The 24562-nt window shown below is 46.0% G+C and carries 21 protein-coding genes; 13 read left to right on the top strand and 8 right to left on the bottom strand.

Features of this window, described 5'->3' with window-relative positions; genetic code table 11:
- Nucleotides 1-49: 49 nt before the first annotated feature.
- Nucleotides 50-562, top strand: a complete 513-nt coding sequence (locus FLA_RS10190; RefSeq protein WP_076380367.1) for a DinB family protein — start codon at nt 50-52, stop codon at nt 560-562.
- Here FLA_RS10190 and FLA_RS10195 read toward each other — a convergent pair.
- Entirely contained in the window at nt 559-1008 is a 450-nt protein-coding gene (locus FLA_RS10195; RefSeq protein ID WP_076380368.1) for a pyridoxamine 5'-phosphate oxidase family protein, read from the bottom strand. The genes FLA_RS10190 and FLA_RS10195 overlap by 4 nt on opposite strands.
- A gap of 214 nt (nt 1009-1222) precedes the next feature.
- Here FLA_RS10195 and acnA point away from each other — a divergent pair, with 214 nt between their 5' ends.
- The 7 genes from acnA to FLA_RS10230 all read left to right on the top strand — a co-directional run bounded on the left by acnA (nt 1223) and on the right by FLA_RS10230 (nt 14271).
- Entirely contained in the window at nt 1223-3952 is a 2730-nt protein-coding gene (gene acnA / locus FLA_RS10200) for an aconitate hydratase AcnA (protein WP_076380369.1), read from the top strand.
- Between the two features lie 96 nt (nt 3953-4048).
- Nucleotides 4049-6859, top strand: coding sequence for a PAS domain-containing protein (locus FLA_RS10205; protein WP_076380370.1), 2811 nt, complete (start codon nt 4049-4051; stop codon nt 6857-6859).
- Nucleotides 6860-6918: 59 nt separating this feature from the next.
- Nucleotides 6919-7530, top strand: coding sequence for an HAD family hydrolase (locus FLA_RS10210; RefSeq protein ID WP_076380600.1), 612 nt, complete (start codon nt 6919-6921; stop codon nt 7528-7530).
- A 36-nt stretch (nt 7531-7566) separates the two neighbouring features.
- Complete coding sequence (locus FLA_RS10215) at nt 7567-8460, top strand: LysR family transcriptional regulator (RefSeq protein ID WP_076380371.1); 894 nt, start codon at nt 7567-7569, stop codon at nt 8458-8460.
- A gap of 84 nt (nt 8461-8544) precedes the next feature.
- Nucleotides 8545-9525: a YeiH family protein gene (locus FLA_RS10220; RefSeq protein ID WP_076380372.1), complete on the top strand. Its 981-nt coding sequence runs from the start codon at nt 8545-8547 to the stop codon at nt 9523-9525.
- 284 nt (nt 9526-9809) lie between these two features.
- Nucleotides 9810-12848, top strand: coding sequence for a SusC/RagA family TonB-linked outer membrane protein (locus tag FLA_RS10225; protein WP_076380373.1), 3039 nt, complete (start codon nt 9810-9812; stop codon nt 12846-12848).
- 10 nt (nt 12849-12858) lie between these two features.
- The gene (locus FLA_RS10230; protein WP_076380374.1) at nt 12859-14271 is read left to right on the top strand and encodes a SusD/RagB family nutrient-binding outer membrane lipoprotein; all 1413 of its coding nucleotides are present in this window, start codon (nt 12859-12861) and stop codon (nt 14269-14271) included.
- Between the two features lie 64 nt (nt 14272-14335).
- On the opposite strand, the gene FLA_RS10235 is transcribed toward FLA_RS10230, so the two are convergent.
- Together FLA_RS10235 and FLA_RS10240 are read right to left on the bottom strand one after the other, a co-directional pair.
- Nucleotides 14336-15403 (bottom strand): saccharopine dehydrogenase family protein, encoded by a 1068-nt coding sequence (locus FLA_RS10235; RefSeq protein WP_076380375.1) that lies wholly within the window; start codon nt 15401-15403, stop codon nt 14336-14338.
- 82 nt (nt 15404-15485) lie between these two features.
- Complete coding sequence (locus FLA_RS10240; RefSeq protein ID WP_084206340.1) at nt 15486-17021, bottom strand: carbohydrate-binding domain-containing protein; 1536 nt, start codon at nt 17019-17021, stop codon at nt 15486-15488.
- A 415-nt stretch (nt 17022-17436) separates the two neighbouring features.
- Here FLA_RS10240 and FLA_RS31825 point away from each other — a divergent pair, with 415 nt between their 5' ends.
- From FLA_RS31825 to FLA_RS10255, 3 genes are all read left to right on the top strand, one after another.
- Nucleotides 17437-17814 carry an alkylphosphonate utilization protein gene (locus FLA_RS31825; protein ID WP_231940420.1) on the top strand — a complete coding sequence of 126 codons (378 nt, stop codon included), beginning with the start codon at nt 17437-17439 and terminating at the stop codon, nt 17812-17814.
- Nucleotides 17815-18112: 298 nt separating this feature from the next.
- Nucleotides 18113-18274 carry a hypothetical protein gene (locus FLA_RS31455; protein ID WP_170022676.1) on the top strand — a complete coding sequence of 54 codons (162 nt, stop codon included), beginning with the start codon at nt 18113-18115 and terminating at the stop codon, nt 18272-18274.
- A gap of 103 nt (nt 18275-18377) precedes the next feature.
- Nucleotides 18378-19103 carry a phosphodiester glycosidase family protein gene (locus tag FLA_RS10255; RefSeq protein WP_076380601.1) on the top strand — a complete coding sequence of 242 codons (726 nt, stop codon included), beginning with the start codon at nt 18378-18380 and terminating at the stop codon, nt 19101-19103.
- Here the strand turns inward: FLA_RS10255 and FLA_RS10260 are convergent.
- The gene (locus FLA_RS10260) at nt 19093-19323 is read right to left on the bottom strand and encodes a hypothetical protein (RefSeq protein ID WP_076380378.1); all 231 of its coding nucleotides are present in this window, start codon (nt 19321-19323) and stop codon (nt 19093-19095) included. The genes FLA_RS10255 and FLA_RS10260 overlap by 11 nt on opposite strands.
- 249 nt (nt 19324-19572) lie before the next feature.
- Between FLA_RS10260 and FLA_RS10265 the strand changes: the two genes are divergently transcribed.
- Both FLA_RS10265 and FLA_RS10270 read left to right on the top strand, forming a co-directional pair.
- Nucleotides 19573-19902, top strand: coding sequence for a DUF3574 domain-containing protein (locus tag FLA_RS10265; protein WP_231940421.1), 330 nt, complete (start codon nt 19573-19575; stop codon nt 19900-19902).
- A 79-nt stretch (nt 19903-19981) separates the two neighbouring features.
- Complete coding sequence (locus FLA_RS10270; RefSeq protein WP_076380380.1) at nt 19982-20644, top strand: DUF1579 domain-containing protein; 663 nt, start codon at nt 19982-19984, stop codon at nt 20642-20644.
- An 80-nt stretch (nt 20645-20724) separates the two neighbouring features.
- Here the strand turns inward: FLA_RS10270 and FLA_RS10275 are convergent, their stop codons facing one another.
- The 4 genes from FLA_RS10275 to FLA_RS10290 are packed head-to-tail and all read right to left on the bottom strand — an operon-like array spanning nt 20725 to nt 24505.
- Nucleotides 20725-21399 carry an ATP-binding cassette domain-containing protein gene (locus FLA_RS10275; RefSeq protein ID WP_076380381.1) on the bottom strand — a complete coding sequence of 225 codons (675 nt, stop codon included), beginning with the start codon at nt 21397-21399 and terminating at the stop codon, nt 20725-20727.
- Complete coding sequence (locus tag FLA_RS10280) at nt 21396-22313, bottom strand: hypothetical protein (RefSeq protein WP_076380382.1); 918 nt, start codon at nt 22311-22313, stop codon at nt 21396-21398. Before FLA_RS10280 ends, FLA_RS10275 begins: the two co-directional genes overlap by 4 nt.
- Nucleotides 22310-23161, bottom strand: coding sequence for an NAD(P)-dependent oxidoreductase (locus FLA_RS10285; RefSeq protein ID WP_076380383.1), 852 nt, complete (start codon nt 23159-23161; stop codon nt 22310-22312). The genes FLA_RS10280 and FLA_RS10285 overlap by 4 nt, the downstream gene beginning before the upstream one ends.
- A gap of 45 nt (nt 23162-23206) precedes the next feature.
- The gene (locus FLA_RS10290) at nt 23207-24505 is read right to left on the bottom strand and encodes an amidohydrolase (protein ID WP_076380384.1); all 1299 of its coding nucleotides are present in this window, start codon (nt 24503-24505) and stop codon (nt 23207-23209) included.
- Nucleotides 24506-24562: the final 57 nt, after the last annotated feature.

Consider the following 24562-nt stretch of genomic DNA (forward strand, 5'->3'; position numbering starts at 1 on the left):
GCATGCTTAACAAAAAATATGATCATTATCAGCAAAACAATTGACAGATATGGCTACGGAACAACTGCCTGAAATATGGCTCAGAGGGCCCATTAACGGAATACCTGCTTTGCTGCAACCGGCAGCGCATGCACTATTGCAGGCCAGTGAAGAGATACAGGCAATGATGAAAGATTTTCCGGATGTATTGTTATGGAAGCGGCCTGCGCAACTGGCTTCTGCCGGTTTTCACCTGCAGCATATTACCGGTGTGCTGGATCGCATGTACAGCTATGCTCATGAACAACCGCTTACCGAAGCACAATTTACTTATTTGCGCAGTGAAGGAAAGGAAGATGTAACCGTAACAACGGCTATGCTGGTAACAACGTTGGTGGAGCGTATCCATAGTTTTGTGGCGGCATTACACCAGGTGCCGGAGCAAAGCCTTACACAGTTTCGTGCAGTAGGGCGCAAGCAACTGCCTTCCACTGTGTGCGGGTTGTTGTTTCATGCAGCAGAGCATACCATGCGCCATAATGGCCAGCTGTTGGTAACCGTTCGGGTATTGCAGCAGCTTTAGCTGGCTTCGTATTTGCCGGTTTTGCGGGTTAATAATATACGAAATAAAATACCTTTTACATCACTGATATCCGACGACTGGAAAGGCCAGCTGGGCGATAGCCGCACATTGCTGCTGGTAATAAACGGAAAGTTACGCGCCATCAAATACTGAACGGCCACTTTACGGTCGGCATCATCCGTTAGTTCCTCAAAACGTCCCCAGCAAACAATGCTTTTCCAGTTGCCCATGTTTTGCATATCATCTGCCTGAAAACATACCTCCGGGTTTTTACGCATCATGGCTATTTTCATACCCTCGCCCGAATGGCCATATAACCAGGTTCCATCAAAGGCATAACTTATCGGCACCACATAGGTTAAGCCATCTGCATGGCAACCCAGGCGGCCCAGTATCTGGCCGTTTAATACCTGGTCTATTTCTATTTGACTGAGTATTCCTGTCATTTCTTGCTTTTTCAACAAAATTAAAAGCCGGTAAAAGGCTGGAACATGATGATGGTCAGCCCGTTTGTTGTTGTATATCAGGAATAATCTATTGTATGTTCGCGGGGGGACTATTGTTTTTAACGGGCCGGTGTATTAGTTTGGATTACAAATTGATGTAGTCACATGCACTAACAAGGTGCTATCCCATTACTGATGATAAAAATAATACACCATGCCATCAACCATCGCTTCACTGACACAACTACAAGAGGAAGGAAAGAACATAGCCCGGCTACCGTTTTCTATCAGAATTTTATTAGAAAACGTGCTGCGTAACCGGGATAATTTTGCTATTACAGAAGAACATTTGAACACTTTGGTGAACTGGAACCCGGAGGGAACGGAAAAGGAAATTCCCTTTAAACCGGCCCGGGTACTGATGCAGGATTTTACCGGTGTACCTGCTGTGGTAGACATTGCCAGCATTCGCGCCGAGGTGGTGCGCAGGGGAAAAGACGGCAGTAAAATTAACCCCGCCATTCCCGTTGACCTGGTGATAGATCATAGTGTGCAGGTTGATTTTTTTGGCACTGATTATGCCTACACCAAAAACGTTACCTACGAATACGAGCGCAATAAAGAACGCTACCAGCTGTTGAAATGGGCGCAGCAGGCTTTTGATAATTTTACCGTAGTGCCGCCGGGTATGGGTATATGCCACCAGGTGAACCTGGAATACCTGGCAAAAGGGGTAATTGAAAGGGATGGCTGGCGGTTTCCGGACACGCTGGTGGGCACCGATTCGCACACGCCTATGGTCAATGGTATTGGCGTGCTGGGTTGGGGCGTAGGCGGTATAGAAGCAGAAGCCGCTTTGCTGGGACAGCCTATTTATTTTACCTGCCCGCAGGTGATAGGGTTGAAGCTTACCGGAAAGTTAACAGAAGGCATTACCGCTACAGATATGGTGCTGGCCATTACCCAGGTGCTGCGCAAATACGGGGTAGTGGGCAAGTTTGTAGAAGTGTTTGGCGATGGGCTGGATCATTTAACAGTTCCCGACAGGGCTACCATCTCTAATATGTCGCCCGAGTTTGGTTGTACGGTCACTTATTTCCCTATCGACAGCCAAACCCTGCAATACATGCATCGCACCAACCGCAGTGCCGAACAAATCGCGATGGTAGAAGATTATTGCAAAAAGAATATGCTGTGGCGCCAGGGCGAGGAACAGATCACCTATTCTGATATACTGGAGCTGGATTTGAATACAGTAAAACCTTCGGTGGCGGGCCCTAAGCGTCCGCAGGACCGTATTCCGGTAAAAGAACTGCACACACGGTTTAGTGAACTATTGGATAAGGAATACCAGCGTATGTACACGCCCGAAGGTAAAAGACGCGATAATGCCTGGTTATCGGAAGGCGGCTCGGGCAGCACGTTCACGTATGAAGTGAACAAACAAAGCGAGGAGGTGGCTGTAGAAGTAGAAAATAGTTTGCAAACAGTGCGTTTAAAGTTAAAGAATGAGGAGTATGTGTTAAGCGATGGGTCTATTGTAATAGCCGCTATTACCAGTTGTACCAACACTTCTAACCCCACCGTAATGATTGGTGCGGGCCTGGTGGCCAAAAAGGCCATTAAGCGCGGCCTGGATGTAAAGCCCTGGGTAAAAACCAGCCTGGCCCCGGGTTCGCGCGTGGTAACGGAATACCTGAAGCGTGCCGAGTTGCTGGGCGACCTGGAAGCCTTGCGTTTTCATACCGTGGGGTATGGTTGCACCTCGTGTATTGGCAACAGCGGTCCCTTACCGCCACATATAGCCGAAGCGGTAGACAAAGGCAAGCTGGTGGTGGCTTCAGTGCTTTCGGGTAACCGTAACTTTGAAGCCCGGGTACATCCGCAGGTGAAAATGAACTTCCTGGCTTCGCCCATGCTGGTGGTAGCCTATGCCATAGCCGGCAGGGTGGATATAGACCTGTTTTCCGATCCGTTGGGTAACGACCCTAATGGCGAGCCGGTTTTTCTGCGGGATATATGGCCTGCCCAGGAAGAGATTAACGAAGCGGTGCTGAAAGCCGTACAACAAAAAGATTACGAAGAAGTATACAAGGTAATATTTGATGGTGATGAACAATGGAAGGGACTGCATGCGCCTGCCGGCAAAGATTACCATTGGAGCAACGACTCTACTTATATTAAAGAAGCTTCCTTTTTTAAAAATCTGCCCGAGCAGCCGGCGGCCTTGCAGGATGTAGTGAATGGCCGTGTGTTACTGAAGCTGGGCGATTCTGTTACCACCGATCATATTTCACCTGCGGGCTCGTTTAAGGCCGATACGCCTGCCGGTAAATACCTGACCGATCATGCTATTGATGCAAAAATGTTCAATAGCTATGGTTCGCGCCGGGGTAATGAAGAGGTGATGGTGCGCGGCACTTTTGCCAATGTGCGTATCAAAAACCAGATTTCACCCAAAGAAGGTGGTTTTACCACCTTTATTCCTACCGGCACGGTGTTATCTGTTTTTGATGCTTCCCGTGAATATGCAGCCCGCCAGGTACCGTTGGTGGTGCTGGCTGGTAAGGAGTATGGCAGCGGTTCGTCGCGCGATTGGGCGGCCAAAGGCACCAACCTGCTGGGGGTGAAGGCGGTGATAGCCGAAAGCTACGAGCGCATACACCGCAGCAACCTGGTGGGTATGGGTATTATTCCGCTGGAATATGTGGATGGCCAGAATGCCGAATCGCTACACCTGACCGGGTACGAAACCTATACCATCGAAGGCATTGCTTCGGAATTAAAGGCCGGCAAACTGTTGTCGGTAAAAGCGCAGCCGGATGAAGGGGAGGCCATTCTCTTCCAGGTAAAAGCCCGGCTGGACTCTGCTATTGAGCTGGAATATTACCGGCATGGTGGAATATTGCAGTATGTAGTACGCGACTTTCTCAAAAAAGCATAAATAATCAGGGCCTGCCTTATAAAGCAGGCCTTTTTTAGTTTCAAGCATAGTGTACAAATGTTATATTGCATATAACTAAAACGAGGGAAAACTATAATGGCTGAAAAGCTGTATTCTTCAAACGATCAGGCGGCATTGGAAAGGTATGAACTGGCGGCTAAGGCCACCTGTGACCTTATCTGGGATTGGAATATCAGGGAGAATACATTATGGTGGAACAATAATTTCCGGGAATGGGTGGGTGTGGCAGCAGCCGATACCAACCAGCTCAGCGCCTGGGAAGAACGCGTACATCCTGATGACATGACAGGGTTGATGCGGGACATGGATGTTGTGCTGGCTTCCGGTGCCACCACCTGGGAAGGACAATATAGATTTTTACGTAAAGATGGTTTATATGCCTATGTGCACGATCGCGGGCACATCGTATACGAAAATGGCAAAGCGGTGCGTGTGGTGGGGTATATGCAGGATATCACCGAGCGGGTACAGGAAGAAAAGTTGCGCCACGAGCAGGAGCAGGAACGCAGTTTTGCCCTGGAAGCGGCAGAAGTAGGCACCTGGGTGTTTTACCCGCTTACCCGACAGGTAAAATGGGATGCCCGCTGTAAAAAACTGTTCGGCTTTTCCAAAGCAGACATTGTATCGTTCGACCTGGTGATGCAATATATACATGAAGAGGATGTGCTGGCAGTGAATGCATCGATACAGGCGGCGCTGGACCCTATAAACGGTGGGGATTACGATATACAGTTCAGAACCGTTGGGGCAGAAGATAAAATATTACGCTGGCTGCATTGTAAAGGCAAAACCTATTTTAATAAGGAAGGCGTGGCCTATCGCTTTGCAGGTACTGCGCAGGATATTACTGAACAGGTAGCAGCACGCGAGAAAGTGGCTTCTGTAGAACGTATAGCCAAGCTGGCCGTGGAAAGGTCGGGTGTGGGAACGTTTTATGTAGATATGCGCACACAACAGGTGACCTATTCTTCTTTAGGCGCCAGAATATTAACCGGCTCGGAAGTATTACATATGAGCCGGGATAAACTTATTCAGCATGTGCACCCCGATGATCGCAGCCTCCGCGACCAGGCTTATGAAAAAGCAGACGAAACCGGGTATGTGCAATACGATAGCCGTTTTATATGGGATGATGGATCGGTACATGCTGCCAGGGTAATAGGCATGTATGGATATAATGCTTTGGGGGCGGTAGTGGATTTTTATGGCATTATACAAGACATCACGCCCGAAATGGAAAGCAGACGTGAACAGCGCAAACTGCTGTCACTGGTAGAAAACAGTGAAAACTGCAAGGCAGTATCTGACGCCGGCGGCACTATCATTTACATGAACAATGCGGGTAAAAAACTAACCGGGGTACACCTGGATGGTTCTATGCCGCCTATTCATATGCACCAGTTTTTTGCAGAAGACCATCCCGTGTTTACCGAAGAATCCTGGTCGGGTTATATGATCTTTAAACACCTGCAAAACGGGGAGCGCATTACCTGCCATGCAGAAATAAGACGAATTTACGATGGGGTAACCTTTATAGGCTGGGGCGCCACCCTGCGCGATCTGCGGCCAGAGCTGGCTGCCCGCCGCGTGCTGGAAGAAAGCGAACGCCGGTTTAAAACACTGGTAATGGCATGCCCGGTACCCATTGCTGTATATATAGGCCGCGAATTGCGCATAGAGTTGGTAAACCAGGCCTTACTGAACACCTGGGAAAAAGATAGCAGCGTAGTAGGCAAAACCTTTTTGCAGGCTTTACCCGAAATGGAAGGGCAGCCTTTTGTGCACATACTGCAGCAGGTGTTTGATACAGGCAAAGTGTATGAGGCCAGGGAGCAGATGGTATACCTGATGCGTAAGGGCATATTATCGCCTACCTATTATCATTTTACCTACACGCCTTTGCTGGATGAGCAGGGAAAGGTATATGGCATTATGAACACAGCGGTAGAAATTACCGATGTGGTGCAGGCGAAAATGATACTGGCCGAAGCCGAAGTGCGTTTGGAGTTGCAGGTGCATGACCGTACACAGGAATTGCAGGCTGCTACAGAAGAGTTGCAGGCTACTATGGAAGAACTGCAATCGACCAACGAAGAACTGATCACCACCAATGAAGAGTTGAATGAAGCCAACCTGTTATTAAACCGTTCTAATAAAGAGCTGGAACAATATGCTTTTGTGGCATCACACGATTTGCAGGAGCCTTTACGTAAAATAAGGTTGTATGCAGGTATGATGCACAATAACAGCAATGTGCCCGATGATGCCAAAACCATGCTGGGCAAGATCATGCATTCGGGCGAGCGTATGAGCATCCTTATTCGCGACTTGCTGGAGTTTTCGCGGTTGCTGCGTAATGAAAGAACGTTAGGGGTGGTGGATTTAAACACCATACTGCTGAATATACTCAGCGACTTTGAAATGATTATCCAGGAAAAACAGGCAGTGGTTACCTATAACGATTTGCCGGCTGTGGAAGCAGAACCCCTGCAAATGAACCAGCTTATTTTTAACCTGGTGGGCAACGCACTAAAGTTTACCCGCAAAGAAGCATCGCCACATATTAACATTGCTGCCCGTGAATTAAGCCGCGAAGAAGTAGCGGGGCATATAGATGTCAAAAGGCAGGACATCCGATATTACGCTATTTCGGTTGCCGATAATGGTATTGGCTTTGATGCCCGTTATGCCGATCAGATTTTTGAAGTATTTAAACGCCTGCACACGCGTGAAAGCTATCCCGGCTCTGGCATTGGTCTGGCGCTGTGCCGTAAAATTGTACAAAACCACAACGGCTGGCTGGAAGTGCAGTCCGAAGAAGGCGTGGGCACTACTATCACCTTTGTATTACCCGAAACACAAACCGATTCGGTATTGCCTGCATAGCTGCTGATGGCTATGTAAGCATATTATTGGGTATATTTGGCCATAAGGCTTTATATACTATGGAACAAAAAATTACTACACTTTTCCTGGACATTGGCGGTGTGTTGTTAACGAACGGATGGGACAGGAATGCACGGAGAAGAGCGGCAGCAGACTTTGCACTGGACCTGGCCGAACTGGACGAACGTCATCACCTCACTTTTGATACCTACGAAGAAGGTAAGCTTACTTTAGACGAATATTTAGACCGTACTGTTTTTTACGAACCACGCTCTTTTAGCAGGGATGATTTCAAGCATTTCATGTATGCCCAAACCACGCCTTACCCCGAGATGCTGGAGCTGGTACGTTACCTAAAAAGCACCTATGGCTTAAAGGTGGCAGTGGTGAATAATGAAGGTCGCGAGTTGAATGAATATCGGATCAAAACATTCGGGCTGGATAAGTTTGTTGACTTTTTTATTTCCTCCTGCTTTGTACATTTTCGTAAACCGGATGCGGATATTTTTCGCATGGCGCTGGATATAGCATTGGTGCAGCCACAGGAAGTATTGTATGTGGATGACCGTGCCTTGTTTGTGTCGGTAGCGGAAGGCTTAGGCATAAACGGCTTACAGCATCAGACCTACGAAGCCACGCGTGCCCATCTTGCGGGGCTGGGTCTGAAATAAGCAGCGGGGCGGTATACTATAAAATGAAACAACCACATGTTTGATTTTCGACTCCAGGTATTTGACACGGTAGCCAGGCGTTTAAACTTTACGCGTGCAGCCGAAGAGTTGTGTATTACACAGCCGGCCGTAACCAAACATATCCGCGAAATAGAACAGCATTTTAAGGTGCAGCTGTTTCACCGCAACGGCACTAAAATACAGTTAACTGCAGCGGGCGAAACATTATTGCAATATACCGGGCAGCTATTTGGCATATACCGCAACCTGGAGTTTGAAATGAGCAACCTGGCGCAAAAGCACAGCGGTAAAATACGTATAGGAGCCAGCACCACCGTGGCGCAATATGTGCTGCCACCCGTGCTGGCTGCTTTTCATAAAAAATTCACCGCGGCCAAAGTGCTGCTTACGGTAAAAAATACCGAGCAGGTAGAGCAGGATTTACAAAACCAGCAGATTGACCTGGGTATTATTGAAGGCCGCAGCAAGAACACTTTATTTAAATACACGCCCTTTATTAAAGATGAACTGGTGCTGGTTGCGGCAGCCAAACACCCTTTGGCCAAAAAAGGTGTGATTAAACCCGAAGAGCTGTTACGTATTCCCTTACTCTTGCGCGAGCCGGGTTCGGGCACGCTGGAAGTGATGGCACATGCTTTAAAACCATTGGGTATTAAAATAGCACAGCTGCAAAAGGAAATGCAGCTGGAAAGCACCGAAAGCGCGAAGCAATACGTGATGCATTCCGATTGTATGGCTTTCTTATCTGTGCATTCTGTGGTAAAAGAGCTGGAACATAATGAATGCTGCATTATTGATGTAAAGGGGCTGGCCATTGAACGGGATTTTTTCTTTATACGCCCCCATGGCGAAGCGGATGCCTTACAGGAACTGTTTATGCAATTTGCCCTGCGTTATAACTTCCGGTAATGACACATTACCAATAGCAATAACAGTATTGCTGCCGATAGCCGGAGCTTTGTGTGGTAACACAAACAAAGAAACGAACCGGTTATGCAATCAACACACGCGGCAACAGCTATTACAGGCAGGCAGTTATTCATCAGGAACAGCCTTGCACAAAAAACCATTTTTATACTATTAGCAGCCTTATGCTGCACTTCCTTTATTACTCCTCCGGTTGCTTTATTACTGGGCCTTATAGTGGCACAGGTATCCGGACAGCCTTTTGCCAGGCAGGCTTATAAGGCCACCCATTGGTTGTTGCAGTTGTCTGTAGTGGGGCTGGGGTTTGGCATGACAGTTACCAGTGCCTTACAGGCAGGTAAACAAAGCCTGGCAATCACTATTGTTTCCATCATCATTACTTTATTATTGGGCACTTTACTAGGCCGATGGCTGCTTATAGAAAAGAAAACCGCTTTTCTGGTGGCAGCAGGCACAGCTATATGCGGCGGCAGTGCTATTGCTGCCATAGCCCCGGTAATAAAAGCAGAAGAAAAACAAATTTCAGTAGCCCTGGGTGTGGTTTTTGTTTTAAATGCTGTTGCCTTGTACCTGTTTCCTGTGGTGGGACATTTGCTTCATTTATCTGGAACACAGTTTGGCGTATGGTGTGCCGTGGCTATACACGATACCAGCTCGGTAACAGGTGCAGCCGCCCGGTATGGCACACATGCACTGGAAATAGCTACTACTGTAAAACTGGCAAGGGCGTTGTGGATTATACCAGTAGCTTTTTTGTCGGGCCTGGTATTTAAACAGGGGGCAGGCAAGGTAACCGTTCCCTGGTTTATTGCCTTGTTTATCATTGCCATGATCATACATACCTATGTTCCGGCGGTAGAGCCGTATGCAGGTTATATTGTACATGTAGCAAAAGCAGGCTTAACCCTTACACTATTTTTAATAGGTAGCGGCTTGTCAGTATCCACCTTGCGTAAGGTAGGAGCAAAGTCTTTTATACAGGGGGGCATATTATGGGTAATGATAGCTTTGGTTAACTTATGGGTAATAATTGTAATGTTACCATGATTAAGCATTTTTTAAGCATGTGATGTATAGCGATAAGTTTCTTCCTTTCATCTATATGTTTTACAGTTTGGTAGCATTGTGTTGCTGAAGCCCTTATTTGGTAAGGGATTTGGAGTGCAGTAGTTATTGGATGAATGTTGTAACTGTGACAACACATTAAACAATATTCAACTGTTAATATCGTAACATAACGCGTTAAAATGCGTGCAAGATGCTGTTAAGAGGGCTTCTAACTTTACAGAGAAGGCGGTTCTATTAAGGAGAAAACTAAATAATGCACAATTATGAGAAAGTCCCCCAACATGCTTATGTTGCTGTTATTGCTATGTACTGGTGTGAATGTGCTTGCACAGAGCACATTTTCTGTAAAAGGTAAAATAACAGATTCAACAGGTGTTGCCATAGGCAACGTGTCTATTAAAGAGAAAAACCAAAAACGAGGCACTACCAGTAAAGATGACGGTAGTTTTCTGCTCTCAGTTTCGGGTAGCAACGCGGTATTGATTATTTCCAGTATTGGTTATGAAGAACAGGAAGTACCTGTACAAGGCAAAGCCAATGTAGTGGTAATGCTGCAACGTTCAACAGAACAGTTGTCTGATATTGTAGTAACTGCATTAGGTGTAAAGCGTGACAAGCGCAATCTTACATTTAGCAGCCAGGTAGTACAGGGAGCAGAAGTGAACAAAGCACAGGAACCCAACGTGCTGAATGCATTAACCGGAAAGGCGGCAGGTGTGCAAATTACCAGCACTACCGGTGCACCGGGTAGCAGTGCTGCAATTGTTATCAGGGGTGTTACTTCACTAAGTGGAGACAACCAGGCATTGATTGTGCTGGATGGGGTGCCAATGAACAACGATGAAACCGATGGCGGTGGTGGTGGTGGGGCAGGCGGTAACCGCCTGAGCGATCTGGACCCTTCTGTTATCGATAACATCAACATTCTGAAAGGTGCTGCAGCTACTGCGCTGTATGGTTCGGCAGGAGCCAGGGGGGTAGTATTAATTACCACTAAAGGCGGCAGCAAAGGCAAAAAGCCTGTTGTAACGCTTTCCTCTTCACTTTCATTGGAAACGCCACATCTTGCGCCCCGCCAGTTATTATATTCACAAGGCAACAATGGCCAGTACATAGATGGCGAAACTCAGAAAAGCAGTTATTCCTGGGGAGCCAGAATGGATACCCTGCACGATGCCAGTGGCAATAAAGTGCAGTTTCATAATCCCATGAAAGAGTTTTTTAAAACAGGTATTACCAACAATAACACCATCAGCGTTGCAGGAGGTAATAACCAGTCAGACTACTTTATATCCTATTCTTATTTTAAACAGAAGGGTACAGTGCCTAACACTGACTTAAGCAGGCATAGCTTGTTTACCAAATATCATACGCAGGTATATGATAAGCTGTCTGCCACTTTTGAGTTAACCTATTCCAATGCTACCAAAAACTTTATTGATGAAGGGTATGGTTTGCAAAACCCTATTACCAACGTATATATATCACCGGTATCTTACAACTTAAAGAACTATTTAAATGCAGACGGTACGCAGCGTTTATTCCGTTATAACAGGAATAACCCTTATTGGGTGCTCAATAACATAGGTAACCATTCTAACATAAACAGGTTTATGCCCCAGGTAAACCTGGTATATACACCGGCCAGCTGGTTATCGGTTACTGAAAGAGTAGGCGCAGATATTTATATGGATCTGCTGAACTATCATATCAACAAAGGCGATATTTCATTCAGCGATGGCAAGGTATATACCAATAATACTACTTTTAAGCAGTTTAACCACGACCTGATAGTGCAGTTAAAGCAACAGTTTGGTAAGTTTAACACCAGTCTGATGCTGGGTAATAACGTATGGAGCCGTTATTACAATTATATGTCCGCTACTGGTACCGGGTTGTCTAAGGCCGGGTATTATAATATGGCCAGTGCCGCTTCGGTGTCTTATGCCGAATCTAAATACGATCAGCGTAAAGTAGGTTTTTATGCGCAGGCAGAAGTGGATTATAACCGTTTGCTGATATTGTCGTTAAGCGGCAGGTATGATGGCAGTTCTGTATTGTCTACCAGCAATGCCTTTTACCCATACGGTTCGGCTGCTGTAGGCTTTATCTTTTCAGAACTGCTGGATGCGCAAACCAAAAAGATTATCAACTTTGGTAAGTTGCGTGCTTCCTATGCTTCTGTGGGAAACGATAACGTAACTGTATATGCCAATAGTACGCCTTATGTACAGGTTACCAATGCTAATACCGGTGCCAATGTTACCTTTCCTTACGCCGGTGTAAACGGTTTTGCATTAAGCAGCAACCTGGGCAACAGCCAGTTGAAAAACGAACTGCAGAAAGAGTTTGAAGTAGGATTGGAAACAAAGTTATTGGGCAACCGGTTAGGGCTGGAAGCATCTTATTTTAACCGTAATATGAGCCAGGGGCTTGTAAGCGGCATTTCGCTGGCGCCTTCTACAGGTTATTCCACCACTACTATTAACTCGGCAGAAATTAATACAAAAGGCGTTGAATTATTACTGAATGGCACACCCGTTAAAACGCGCAATTTCAGCTGGGATGTAACGGTAAACTTTACCAAGCTGAACACGAAGGTAAAAGAAGTGGCTCCGGGTAAACTGGACGAAACGCAGATTGGTTTTACCTATGCAGTGAAAGGAATGCCTTATGGTATGTTTTACGGATCGGTTTATGCACGTAATGCACAGGGCGAACTGCTGTTAAAGAATGGTTTGCCTTACAGCGAAAGTAATGATTACCTGGGTACGGCCACTCCTGACTGGACAGGTGGTATTACCAACCAGTTTCACTATAAAAACTTCGCACTCAGCTTTTTCATTGATACCAGGCAGGGAGGTATGCTGCAAAACGTTGATGAATATTATAACTTAACCTACGGCGTATCTAAAGCCACAGAAAACAGGGCAGATAGAATTATTAAAGGTATAGATGCGGCTACAGGTGCAGCTAATACCACTGTTGTTACGGCACAAAGCTATTTTACCACTATCAGTGGTATTACCGAATCGCAGATGCAGAAAGCATCTTATATCAAACTGCGTAATGTAAGTTTCAGTTATTCGCTCAACAAATCCCTGCTGGTGAAAACACCTTTTAAAGAGGCCACTATTACATTTACCGGTCGCAATTTATGGATTCATAAAGCAGCTGGTTTTACGGGATCGGATCCGGAATCAACCAACACCTTCGGCACCAGTAATGGAAACATGGGTGTGTACACGTTCGGAACGCCTACGTCCCGTTCTTATGGATGCTCATTAAAATTTGTTTTTTAAATCTACTGTCATGAAGAAAAGTTTCATCATTATATTATCACTTGTTGCGATAGCCTCTTTCTCCGGTTGTAAAAAATACCTGGATGTAAACACCAATCCCAACAATTTAAGTGATGCATCGGAAAACCTGTTACTGGCGCCACTGGAAGAATCTGTTACTAATTATGTAGCAGGCGGTTATTGCGCCATCTTATCCAATTACTGGATGCAGAATATGTCGTTAAACCAGAATGCACCCAACGAGGTTACCTACCAGGTATATAACTCGTCATTTAACGATACCTGGAACAACTTTTATGTAAAGTGTATGAACAATATGTATACACTTAATAAAATAGCTACTGCCAACGGAAACAGCACTTATGCAGGCATCGCTAAAATATTAATGGCGTATACTTTAGGCGCTGCAACCGATGTGTGGGGAGATGTGCCTTATTCACAGGCTTTCCAGGGCACTACCAATGCCACGCCTGTCTATGATAAGCAGGCTGATATTTATACCACGCTGCAGGTATTACTGGATAGCGGTATTGCACAGGTAACACGCGCATCGGGCCTTAAGCCGGGATCGGATGATTTTTTTTACAGTGGTGATGGTACTAAATGGATTAAATTGGCTTACAGCCTGAAAGCCCGCTATTATATCCACCTGGTAAAAGCCACAGGATATAGCGAAGCCACGCAGGCCCAACTGGCGCTGACCGCATTGGCCAATGGTATGACGACTTATGCAGATGACTGTTTGTTTCCTTACACCGGTGCAAACACTTCATCGGCTCCCTGGTACTGGAACTTTTATCCTACCAGCACTAATATTATGGCATCTCATTATGTGGACAGTTTAAAGGCGCGTAACGACCCCCGGATCTCTTATTTGCTGAGCAAATCGGAAAACACAGGATTATATACAGGATATGTGCCCGGTACAGGCATTGGTACGCAAAAAGATTATTCTATTGCCGGTAACTTTTATGGGGATGCAGCTTCTAATGGGTATGTTTTTAATGCCGATGAAGCCCTGTTTTTGAAAGCCGAAGCCACTTACCGTTTATCGGGCTATGCGGCGGCGGCACCTATCTACCGCAATGCTATTACTAATAATATGTTGAAATATGGCATAGATACCAATGGTACAGCAGCTCAAACATACCTGGCTGCCAGAGGCACGCTTACTGCTGCTACTGCCTTACAGCGCATTATGGAAGAGAAAAGCACTGCTAATTTCTTTTCGCTGGAAGGCTGGACAGACTGGCGCAGAACAGGGTATCCTGCATTAACCGTAATTAGCCAGGCCAATGGGGCGGCAGCGGGTATCACTGAAATACCCAGGCGCTTTTTATATCCTTTGCTGGAATTGGCTTCTAATCCACAATCTGTACAAAGTGCTAAAATATCCGACCGCGTGTGGTGGGATACCAAATAATGTTTTCTCCTGTTTCAATACAAGGCTGGTCTTTTTTAAGGCCAGCCTTTTTTGTAAACGCTTTTTACAAGTGAGTGTTACGGGATACTCCGCGTATCTCCATAATCAAATCTTCCCCATAAGCGCTGGCGGGTGTCTGGTAGCCTGGCTTGTAATGCCCATTCACTATTTTTTGCGCTATCAGCAGCATGGTATGTGCGGTAAGCTCATAAGCCTCGGCACAGCGCAGGGTAGCGGATAATTGTTCGCCTTTGAGGTTGGTGACCTCTGCCTGTATCACACTAAAAGCTTTTTGGCGTGTTTGGGCATCTGGTCCGGCAGGCTTGCGTTGAATAATGCTGGTGATCCATTTGTGTACAAAGCGTTTTCGCAGCAACCAGTTAAACAGCAATTGTGTTTTCAAAAACAACCATACGCCTTTTTGAATACCGGTATAAGTAACAATATTGGGAATGCCGGTGGAGTAATAAGCCGTGCTGATATCGCCCCAGGGAATGCTCATGGTAAACAAGGGTTTGGGTAACCCGGGAAAGTGAACGCTTCGTCCTCTTTTACCAACCGGTTCAGGTGTTATCACCCCATCTTTCCTTACCGCTCCGGGTAAGCCCAGTTTTTGTAAAGTAGTAATAGAGGTGCCGCGGGACAGGCTGCTGCCTACAATAGCAAAGGCAATGGTAAGTGAATGTGCATCGGGCATGCGGTTCTTTAACCAGAGAGCCAGGCAGTCGGTGGGTACTACATCAAAGCCTGCTCCGGGTAATAGCATAATATTTTTGTCCAGTGCCTGTTGGTGAAAAGCGTGCAGCATTTCAAACACTTCCAGGTCGCCATTAAGATCCATGTAATGGGTGTTCGTTTGCATGCAGGCCTGTATCATAGGCCGGGCGGTAATATCGTAAGGGCCGGCGGCATTCACTACCAGTGGGAATTGTTGTAGCAGCGCAATTAAAGTCGCTGTATCTGCCAGGTCTGTAATATGGTAAGGCAATTGCAATTCTTTAGCCAGTGGTTCAATGGCTTCTTTACGCCTGCCGGCCAAAGTGGGCTGTAAACCGTACTGCGTGGCATAGCGGGCTATCATTTCACCGGAATAGCCATTGGCACCATAAAGCAAAAAAGTATTCTGTTGCATGGGGTAAAGTACAAAAGAATGCGTTACAGGCAAAAAAACAGGCCCCTGAGGGCCTGTTTACGGGGATATGTGTGCTGTGCTATTATCCTTTGCTAATGGTGCCGCCAATTTGAGTTACCATGCTGCTGGTGGTAAAGGTGCTGGAAATGGTGCCGTTGCTGTAAGTGCCGCTGGTATACAGGCCGTTAAAGCTGGTGCCTGATGCCACACTGCCACCGGTATATACCACATAGCTGGTATTGGCTTCCAGTTTAGAACTGGCGAACAGCAGGGTGCTGTATGCAACAGGAGCCAGGAAGGTTAAGGCTTCTATACCATCTGTAGCTTGAATATGTATTACCTGGTTGGCGCTTCCACTGCCCATAATTACAGAATGAATAGTGCTTTGTGTGCTGCTGGGGCCGCTGGTGGCACCACCAATAGCCACTACCGTGCCACCAGTGATTTTTAAGGTGCGTGCATCACAATCAATACCGGCTTCCGGCGATTTAGCGCCTATGGCTACTACAGCGCCCCCGGTAATGGTGAATATACCGTTAGAGTCCATAGCATCGTTGCCGGTACTGTAAGAATATACATAACCTCCATTAATGTAAATAGCTGTACCTGCATTTAACCCATCATCAGCTGTGGTGGTTTGAATGCGCCCGCCATTAATAGTTAGTACGCTTTTGCTTTCAATGCCTTCACCGGCAGTGGATTTTACGGTAATGGTGCCGCCGTTGATAGTTACATAGGGGGTGATGGTGCTATCATCTTCGTCGTAAGAAGCGGCAATACCATCATCTGCAGTATTCAACGTAAATGTGCCATCGTTGATAATGATAAAGCCTTCTTCTGCTTCAATGCCGTCACTGCCGGCAGTAATGGCCAATGTGCCGCCATCGGCAATAAAGCCGTCATTGGTGTGAATGCCGTCCGATGCGCTGCCCGTAATGGTAATGTTGCCACTACGTATGCGTATATAATCATCGCTGCAAATGGCATGCTTGTAATTACCTTTTACACTAAGGCTGCCTGTGCCACTGAATATCATTTGCCCTTCGCTAAAGATGGTGCCTTTCATATCCTCACTGCCCGATGCCGTATAACTGCTGCCATCTGTGAGGGTGTTGGTAGTATTATCTGCCACCACAATAAAGGCGCGCTTGGATGATTGAATGTTTAAGGCAGGTCCGTCGCTGTTGGTGATGCTGGCACCGTTTAAGGTTACCTTGAATTTATTATCACTGTATATTTTTACCGAGCCATTGCTGGTGGTGCCGGCCAGCACATATTCTACTGCTTTTGCAGTAGAGGTAATTACTACATCATCCCCGCTTTCTGTAATGATAACGCCACTGGCAGCAAGCGGATTGCTGATGCTGAGTGTGGTGCCGAATGTGATGGTAACGGTATTGGAAAAGGAACTATTCTCTACCAGGTCATCTGCATCATAGCCGGTTTCTTTGCTGCCTTCGGCCGTACCGGATGTATAAGTGCTGTCAATAGCGCTGGAGCCGCTGGTAACTATTTCTGCCTGCTGGTCTGATTTAGAACAGCTTGTAATGAATGTGGTAGCCAGTAATAATAACAGGCCGTTTTTAAGCAATGGGGTGCAGTGTTGTTTCTTTCGCATGTCCTGATCTTTTATAAAATAATGATATAACACGTGGATGTTTTGTTGCCTATGATAAGCCAGGTAAGGATGAAAGGGGGATTTGAATCGATGAAAAGGGTGTCAATATCCTTTTATCATTTCATTAAGAAATCAGGCTATCAGAAAAGGGGTAGGATATATCGAAAATAAAAATGTTACATTCGCCGCCATTTTATACAGTATATATATGAAACTGGACGAACAAGTATTACAAAGAAGTGAAGGACAGTGTGAATTGTGTAAAGCCAACGGTGCTTTAAAAATATATGAAGTGCCACCTGTGGACAGAACTACGGAAGATAACTGAATAGCTATCTGCGATAAATGTCGTGCACAGATTGACAAAAAAGAAGAGCTGGATAGCGCTCATTGGCAAGCCTGCCTGGGGGAAGCTATGTGGAGCGAAGTGCCTGGTATTAAGGTAGTGGCCTGGCGTTTATTAAGCCGTTTGCAAAAAGAAAGCTGGGCCGCAGACAACCTGGACATGATATACATGGAAGATGATATGCTCGCCTGGGCCAAAGCCACCGGCGACCATGACAACGATGACGCGGTAGCGCTACATAAAGATAGCAATGGCACTGTGCTGCAAACCGGCGACACCGTAGTGTTAATCAAATCGCTGGATGTAAAAGGTACTACGCTGAATGCTAAACTGGGCACTGTGGTAAAAAATATTCGCCTGGTAGAAGAAAATACTGAGCAGATTGAAGGTAAAATAGAAGGACAGGTAATTGTAATTCTTACTAAATATGTAAGAAAGCAGGGATAAATTTCTTTTGCTTTTGGAACAAAAAACTGCCTGCAACAACTGCAGGCAGTTTTTTATGGGCAAAATAGCCTGTTATTGCGTTGGCATAATGCCAGGAGGTTTTTATACAGTTATGATGCGTACTAATAACCGGAAGGGAATGCCTGTTAGTTGAAATGTATGTGTTTCCGCATGCGTCTTTGTCTTTATCCCATTCAGTGGAGCATCCATCAGGGTAAGCAAACATTCGCCTCTATTCAACGGAGCTGAGTGTTTATGGAGCTGTGCAGCGCATTTATTGAGTGGAACAGATAAATCATTGAACCAGGCAGAACAGCCGTTGAATGGAGCAGAACAGGCATGTCTGACTGACCCAGACATACCGGCAGGCGGTATGCTGGTATGGCTGGCTGGAATAGACTTGTCTGTGAATGGGCTATTGGTCAGTTTGGCCAAAGTAACCATACCAGTGTACAAATGAGATGCCTTGCTCTATAAATAGATCAGGAACATGCAGTTTATTAACAAAGCTGTCAATGTTTTTTATGTATGAAATAACTATATTTAGTAATACTCAACCCAACATGAACAATAACCGCTTTCTAACACCCATCATGGTAATGCTTGCATTGGCAGCGTTAACCGTATGTTTCTCCCGTAAACAGGATGGAGATAACAGATTTCTTACTTATTACGCCGATACTAAAAAACAGGATATACGCTTATATTGGAAAGATGATGCGGGTAAGCCGCTGAAAACCTTGCAAAGGCTGGCTGATTTTGTAAAGGGTAAAAATCAACGCCTGTTGTTTGCCATGAATGGCGGCATGTATGCTGCAGGTAACATTCCTAAAGGTGTTTATATAGAAGATGCTAAGCTGGTAACGCCATTGGATACCGCTTCCGGAGCGGGTAATTTTTATATCAGGCCTAACGGCGTGTTTTATATCACTAAAGACAGCATAGCGGGCATTTGTACTACAGAAAGTTTTGCAAAGCAGGCAAAAGTGCGGTATGCCACCCAGTCAGGGCCTATGCTGCTTGTGAACCGGCAAATGCTACCCGTATTTACCAAAGGCTCTGCAAATGTAAACATCCGTAACGGGGTGGGTATATTGCCAGATAACAGGCTGGTGTTTGTGATGAGTAAAGAGCCCGTTAATTTTTATGATTTTGCTGCTTTCTTTCAGTCGTTGGGCTGCGTGCATGCTTTATACCTGGATGGCTATGTGTCACGTACTTATTTACCCGCACAAAACTGGATACAAACAGATGGGGACTTTGGAGTGATGATAGGCGTTAGTTTATAAGCACCTGTTGCTGCTCGGCCGCCGGCAATTGCTGCCGCCAGTGCGATACCGATACTTCTTTATTGCGAACATCTTTAAAATACTCCGCTAGTTTCATGGCTAATGCCAGCGGCATGGTATAGGTAATGCCTTCCCAGGTAATATCAAACAAGCCGGGTTTTGATATGGAAGGCGCCAGGTTACGTATATAAGGTGGTATGGTTTTACGGGAACGGTTCATGCAACTAAGGTACAAAAACGGGAGGGCACCGGGCACACATACACATCCTTTTGTTTATATGAAGTGTTAGCAGGTAATAATGTATATATAGTAATTTTTTAATTGAGTGCGACAGTTGCGGTTTTTGAAAATATGGATGTATATTCCTGATAGATAGCGCCACAGCGCTATTGGTATGTACATATGAAAACTATAAACAGGGCCTTCGGGCTGTTGCTTGCTTGTGTAATACTGGGTTCGTGTACTGTTATGCAACGAACCGATCTGTTTTTGGGAAGAGATATTCCCGGCGGAGGCCATGTATCTGACAAAGATTGGAAAAACTTCGCTGACAGTGTTATTACACCCCGTTTTCCGGATGGGTATACTGAGTGGGCGGCCCAGGGTAAATGGATGGATACACAAACCCATCAAACCATTGCAGAAGATACCAAAGTAGTTACGTTTATTGGCAAAAGAGGTAAAGCGCATCGTGCAGTTGTAGATACAGTGGTGCGGGCATATATGCAACGCTTTCAACAACAGGCGGTGCTGCAATTGTGTTCTAAGCCAGGTGTACAGTTTCTCTATAATAAATAAAAGCCGTAGCGGGAGTGAGTGCTGCTAAGGCTTTACAAAATAGCTATCGTATTATCGTTCATTTTAAATTGCGAGTTTTATGAAACAAAGAATGTTTGCATTAAGTGCTATTGTATTGTTATTAGCTTCCTGTGGTGGAGGGGCTTCTACCAGCGAAAACAAAACAGATACTACTGCCAGTGCGGCACCCGTGGCCGTAGAGAAAAAAGAAGAAGCCTGGCAGCCGGTTGACTCTGCCACCGAAATGAAAGCCTGGATGGAATACTCCACACCGGGTGAATCACATAAAGAGATGGCTAAATCCGATGGTAGCTGGACAGGGCAAACCACTATGTGGATGTCGATGGATGCGCCGCCTATGACTTCCACTTCTACTATGGTAAATAAAATGATTATGGGTGGCCGTTACCAGCAATCTACTTACAGCGGTAACTTTATGGGAATGCCTTTTGAAGGTATGAGCATTACTGGCTATGATAATTATAAAAAGAAATATCTCAGCAGCTGGATTGACAATATGGGAACCGGTATTATGAATATGGAAGGTACCTGGGATGCCACTACCAAAACCATTGCTTTTACCGGCAAATGCACCAACCCGGCTAATGGTAAAGAGTATACTATGCGTGAAGTGTTTACCATGGTTGACGAAAATAATCATAAAATGGAAATGTACGGGCCTGATTCTAAAACAGGCAAGGAGTATAAAACCATGGAGATTGTGTTAACCAAAAAGAAATAACAAAACAAGGCTGTGCAGGGAGTGGCCGGCCAAGTGAAAATGCCCCTGACAGGTTGCACGCCTGTCAGGGGCATTTTCTATTAACCCAATAATTGTGTTATCCGGTTGCCAATGCCTTCGCCCTTCATTTCTTCTTCTACTTTTGCAAACTGGCCTTTGCTTACACTCTGTTTAATTACGCCACCTTTTAAATGGTGCAGATAGTCGCACGACTCGTTAAACATAGAAAAAATGTGTGAGCTCATAATCACAATTTTGTTTAACTGTTTTAAGCGCTCTATAATTTCACGGATAATAATGTTGCTGTGAATATCAACTCCGTTAAAAGGCTCGTCCAGTATAAACAGTTCGTTTTGCTGTAGCAGCAGTCCGGTCAACGCCAGTTTCTTTTGCATGCCGGTAGAATAGTTTTCGGCATATTCCTGCAAAGGCAGATCGAACAGGTTGCTTTCATTGATGTTTTTATCAACGCCCCTTGCATTGCTTACCAGTTTCAGGTATTCATAGCCGGTTAAGCGGCTCATGAAAAAAGGCGTTGCGGGTAAAAAGCCGGTTACGTTTTTAAGCACACCACCATCGTACTGCACTTGCCCCTCGTAGGTTTCCAACGCTGCAATACATTTAAACAGGGTGGTTTTACCGGCTCCGTTTTCGCCTGCAATGCCATTTACCTCGCCCCGTTTAAAGGTGAGGTTGATATTTTGTAACACAGCGTGCTTGCCGTATGATTTGGATAAAGACTGAACCTGTATCATGAAAGATAGGGTGTTAGTTGTTGAACAGATTTTTTAAACAGATAAGGAGTCAGCACCAATACTGCCGGGGGAAACACAACACCCGCTACCAGGCAAATGATCACGGGCAGGCCAGGAACTTGTGGATAGCTGCTGTATTTACCAGCAACCGTAAGCGATATTACTGCAAAGCCTGCCAGCATTATGAATGGAACTATATACCATGGCAAGGGGCTTATTATACTGATGGCCAGTGCCGGTATAAAGGTGAGTAAAAAGCTTTGCCAGATAGCGGTTTTTATCTTTTGCAACAGAAACGCACGTGGTGTTAATGCGTATACCCAAACGTACAGTTCCGGTTCGGGAATGCTGTAAAAATTAATACAGGTTAAAAATATTCCCGCCAGTGCAAACAGGCTCAGGTTGCCATTTTGCACGCACAGGCCAATACCAGACAACGCATATAGCGCTAGTATCAGGCCATATGATTTTCTAAAACCGGTGGTAAACTCAAAAGGCCGGGCCGAGAAAGGGGAGGGGATAACCAAACCTGACTTATCGGCTTTGTTATACAGGGATAGCGCTGCGCTTAGCACTAATGCAATAGCAGCAGGTATATAGTATTGCCTGATAAGTAATAGTATTACAAAGGGCAATGCTACCAGCAGGTTCTCTGTTAACCTTACACGCGGGTATAGCCTGGTGTTGAACAATTGCTGTAAAAAATCATTACGTGTGCTGTTGCCTAATGGATATACCAGTAATGCAGGTATAGCGGCATAGGCATAAGAGACATAGGGCGAGCTTTTAAACAGCATCCAGGATAATACAGGAAACAGGCAAACAATCAGGGCTACCCCCAGGTAAGGAGGTAGTCCGAATGCTTTTAGTCCCCGTATGGTTCTTAGCCATTGTAGGGTGAAATATGTTTTCATGAAACTGCGTCTTTGCCAATCACGGTCCAGTCGTTATTGCCGTGGCCACGGGCGATGAATTGATCCATTAAAGCGGCTACTGCGGGTATCACAGTGAGGTTTACGCCACCTTGCTGTGCAGCATCAAGAAATAACTGTGTGTCTTTGCGGGCCATATTCAGTTCCCAGGAAGGTGTATCGTACTTGCCGCCACCCATTCTTTGTAAACGGGCCGGAAGCAATGCGCCGGGGTTCCAGTTATCAAATAAAGTAGCTACTTCGCTGAGGGAAACACCCATGCTTTTAGCCAGGGTTAAAGTGTCGGCCAGGCCGCCCGTAAGTGTTACCAGGAAAGCGTTGCCTGTTAATTTCATCCCTGCTGCCTTACCTTCTTCGGGGCCAAAGTTCAAAACCTTGCCCGTCATGCCAGCCAGCGTAGACTCCCATTGCTGTATCACCTCCTGGTTGCCCGAAACCAGCATAAAGCCGGTACCTTCCAGTGCGTTAGCAGGGCCCATAAACACCGGAACATGCAAATAGGTGAAGCCCTGCTGTTGCCAATGTTGTGTTCTTTCCACGGCACCTTCTATAGAGGTAGTGGTATGGTCAATGATAACAGCTCCCGGTTGTAAACCAGGAAGGGCCTGAGCCAATACCTCGTTCACCGATGCGTCGTCTTTTAAAGTGATATGTATTCTGGCTGCGCCTTTTACGGCATCCGCAGCATTTTCAAATGCTTTAGCGCCATCTGCTTCCAGCGCAGTAGCTTTGGCGGCAGTGCGGTTCCATACCTGTACTTCATTTCCTTTCTTTATCAGCGCCCTTACAAAATTGCCACCCAGCAATCCTGTACCTAAAAATGCTATCATGGTTATACCTTTTGCATAAAGGTACAGGAAAAGGAAAAAAGCTATTTATTTGGTTACCAGCGCGCTTTTGCCTGCGTAGTCAAATACCAGCTGGCAAAACACCTGGATGCCCACATCCAAACGGGAATCGTCGATATAAAAATCCGGTGTATGGTGGGCGGCTGCTTTGGAGGGCTCCTGGTTCAGGGGCATGCCACCCAGGAAAAAGAAAAAGGCCGGGGCTTTATCGCCATAGAACGAAAAGTCTTCGGCACCGGTGGTCCAGTCGGCTTCTGCTACCTGTTGCTTTCCGGCAGCCGCTTCAATAGAAGGCAGCATGGCGCTTACCAGGGAAGGATTGTTATAGGTAACCTTGGTTTTGGTATCAATGCTGAGTTCGGCTGTTGCACCGGATGCTTCGGCTATTTTTTCGGCGGTCAGCTTCATGCGGGCATGTACATCTTTTTGCATTTTAGTGTCCAGTGTGCGTATGGTGCCTTCCATAATCAGCTCTTCCGGAATAATGTTACTGCGTACACCGCTGTGTATTTTGCCAACGGTAATTACTACCGGGGCTTTGGTTAATTCGCTCTGCCGGCTTACAATGGTTTGAAAGCCCTGTATGATCTGTGCAGCCACCACCACCGGGTCAATGCCACTCCAGGGCTGTGAGCCATGCGATTGTTTGCCTTTTACCTTTACGGTAAACCAGTCGCTGGAAGCCATTACACTGCCCGATTTGTATTTTATATGGCCTATAGGCGTTTGTGAATTGATGTGTAAACCAAATATGGCATCCACCTTCGGGTTATCCATCACGCCTTCTTTAATCATCAGCGGAGCGCCACCTTCTTCCGTGCCGGGTGGGCCTTCTTCTGCAGGTTGGAAAATGAACTTCACCGTGCCGGGAATATCCTTTTTCATGGCGGTTAATACTTCGGCGGTGCCTAATAGAATGGCTATATGGGTGTCGTGGCCACAGGCATGCATTACCGGCACTTTCTGTCCCAGGTAATCGGCCGAGTCCAGCGATTTAAAAGAGAGGTTGGCGCGTTCGTACACAGGCAGGGCATCTATATCGGCACGCAGGGCTATCACGGGGCCGGGTTTCCCCCCTTTTAATATAGCAACCACGCCGGTTTTGGCAATACCGGTTTGCACTTCCAGTCCCAGTTTTTTCAAATGGGCGGCTATAAAGGCGCTGGTATGGAATTCCCGGTTAGATAGTTCCGGGTGCTGGTGTATCTGGCGACGCCAGGCTATCACGGAGTCTTTAATGTGGGCTACATTTTTCTCTAAGTCTTTTGGTTGGGCAATAGCCATTACAGGCAGCATTGCCAGCAGTATCATAAGCCGGTAGTTCATAAGAGGAGTTCTGAATTTGGAGTAATATACTAAAAAGGTGGGAAATAGTATGCATGG

Origin of the sequence: Filimonas lacunae (assembly GCF_002355595.1) — a bacterium.
In the GTDB taxonomy this organism is placed as follows: domain Bacteria; phylum Bacteroidota; class Bacteroidia; order Chitinophagales; family Chitinophagaceae; genus Filimonas; species Filimonas lacunae.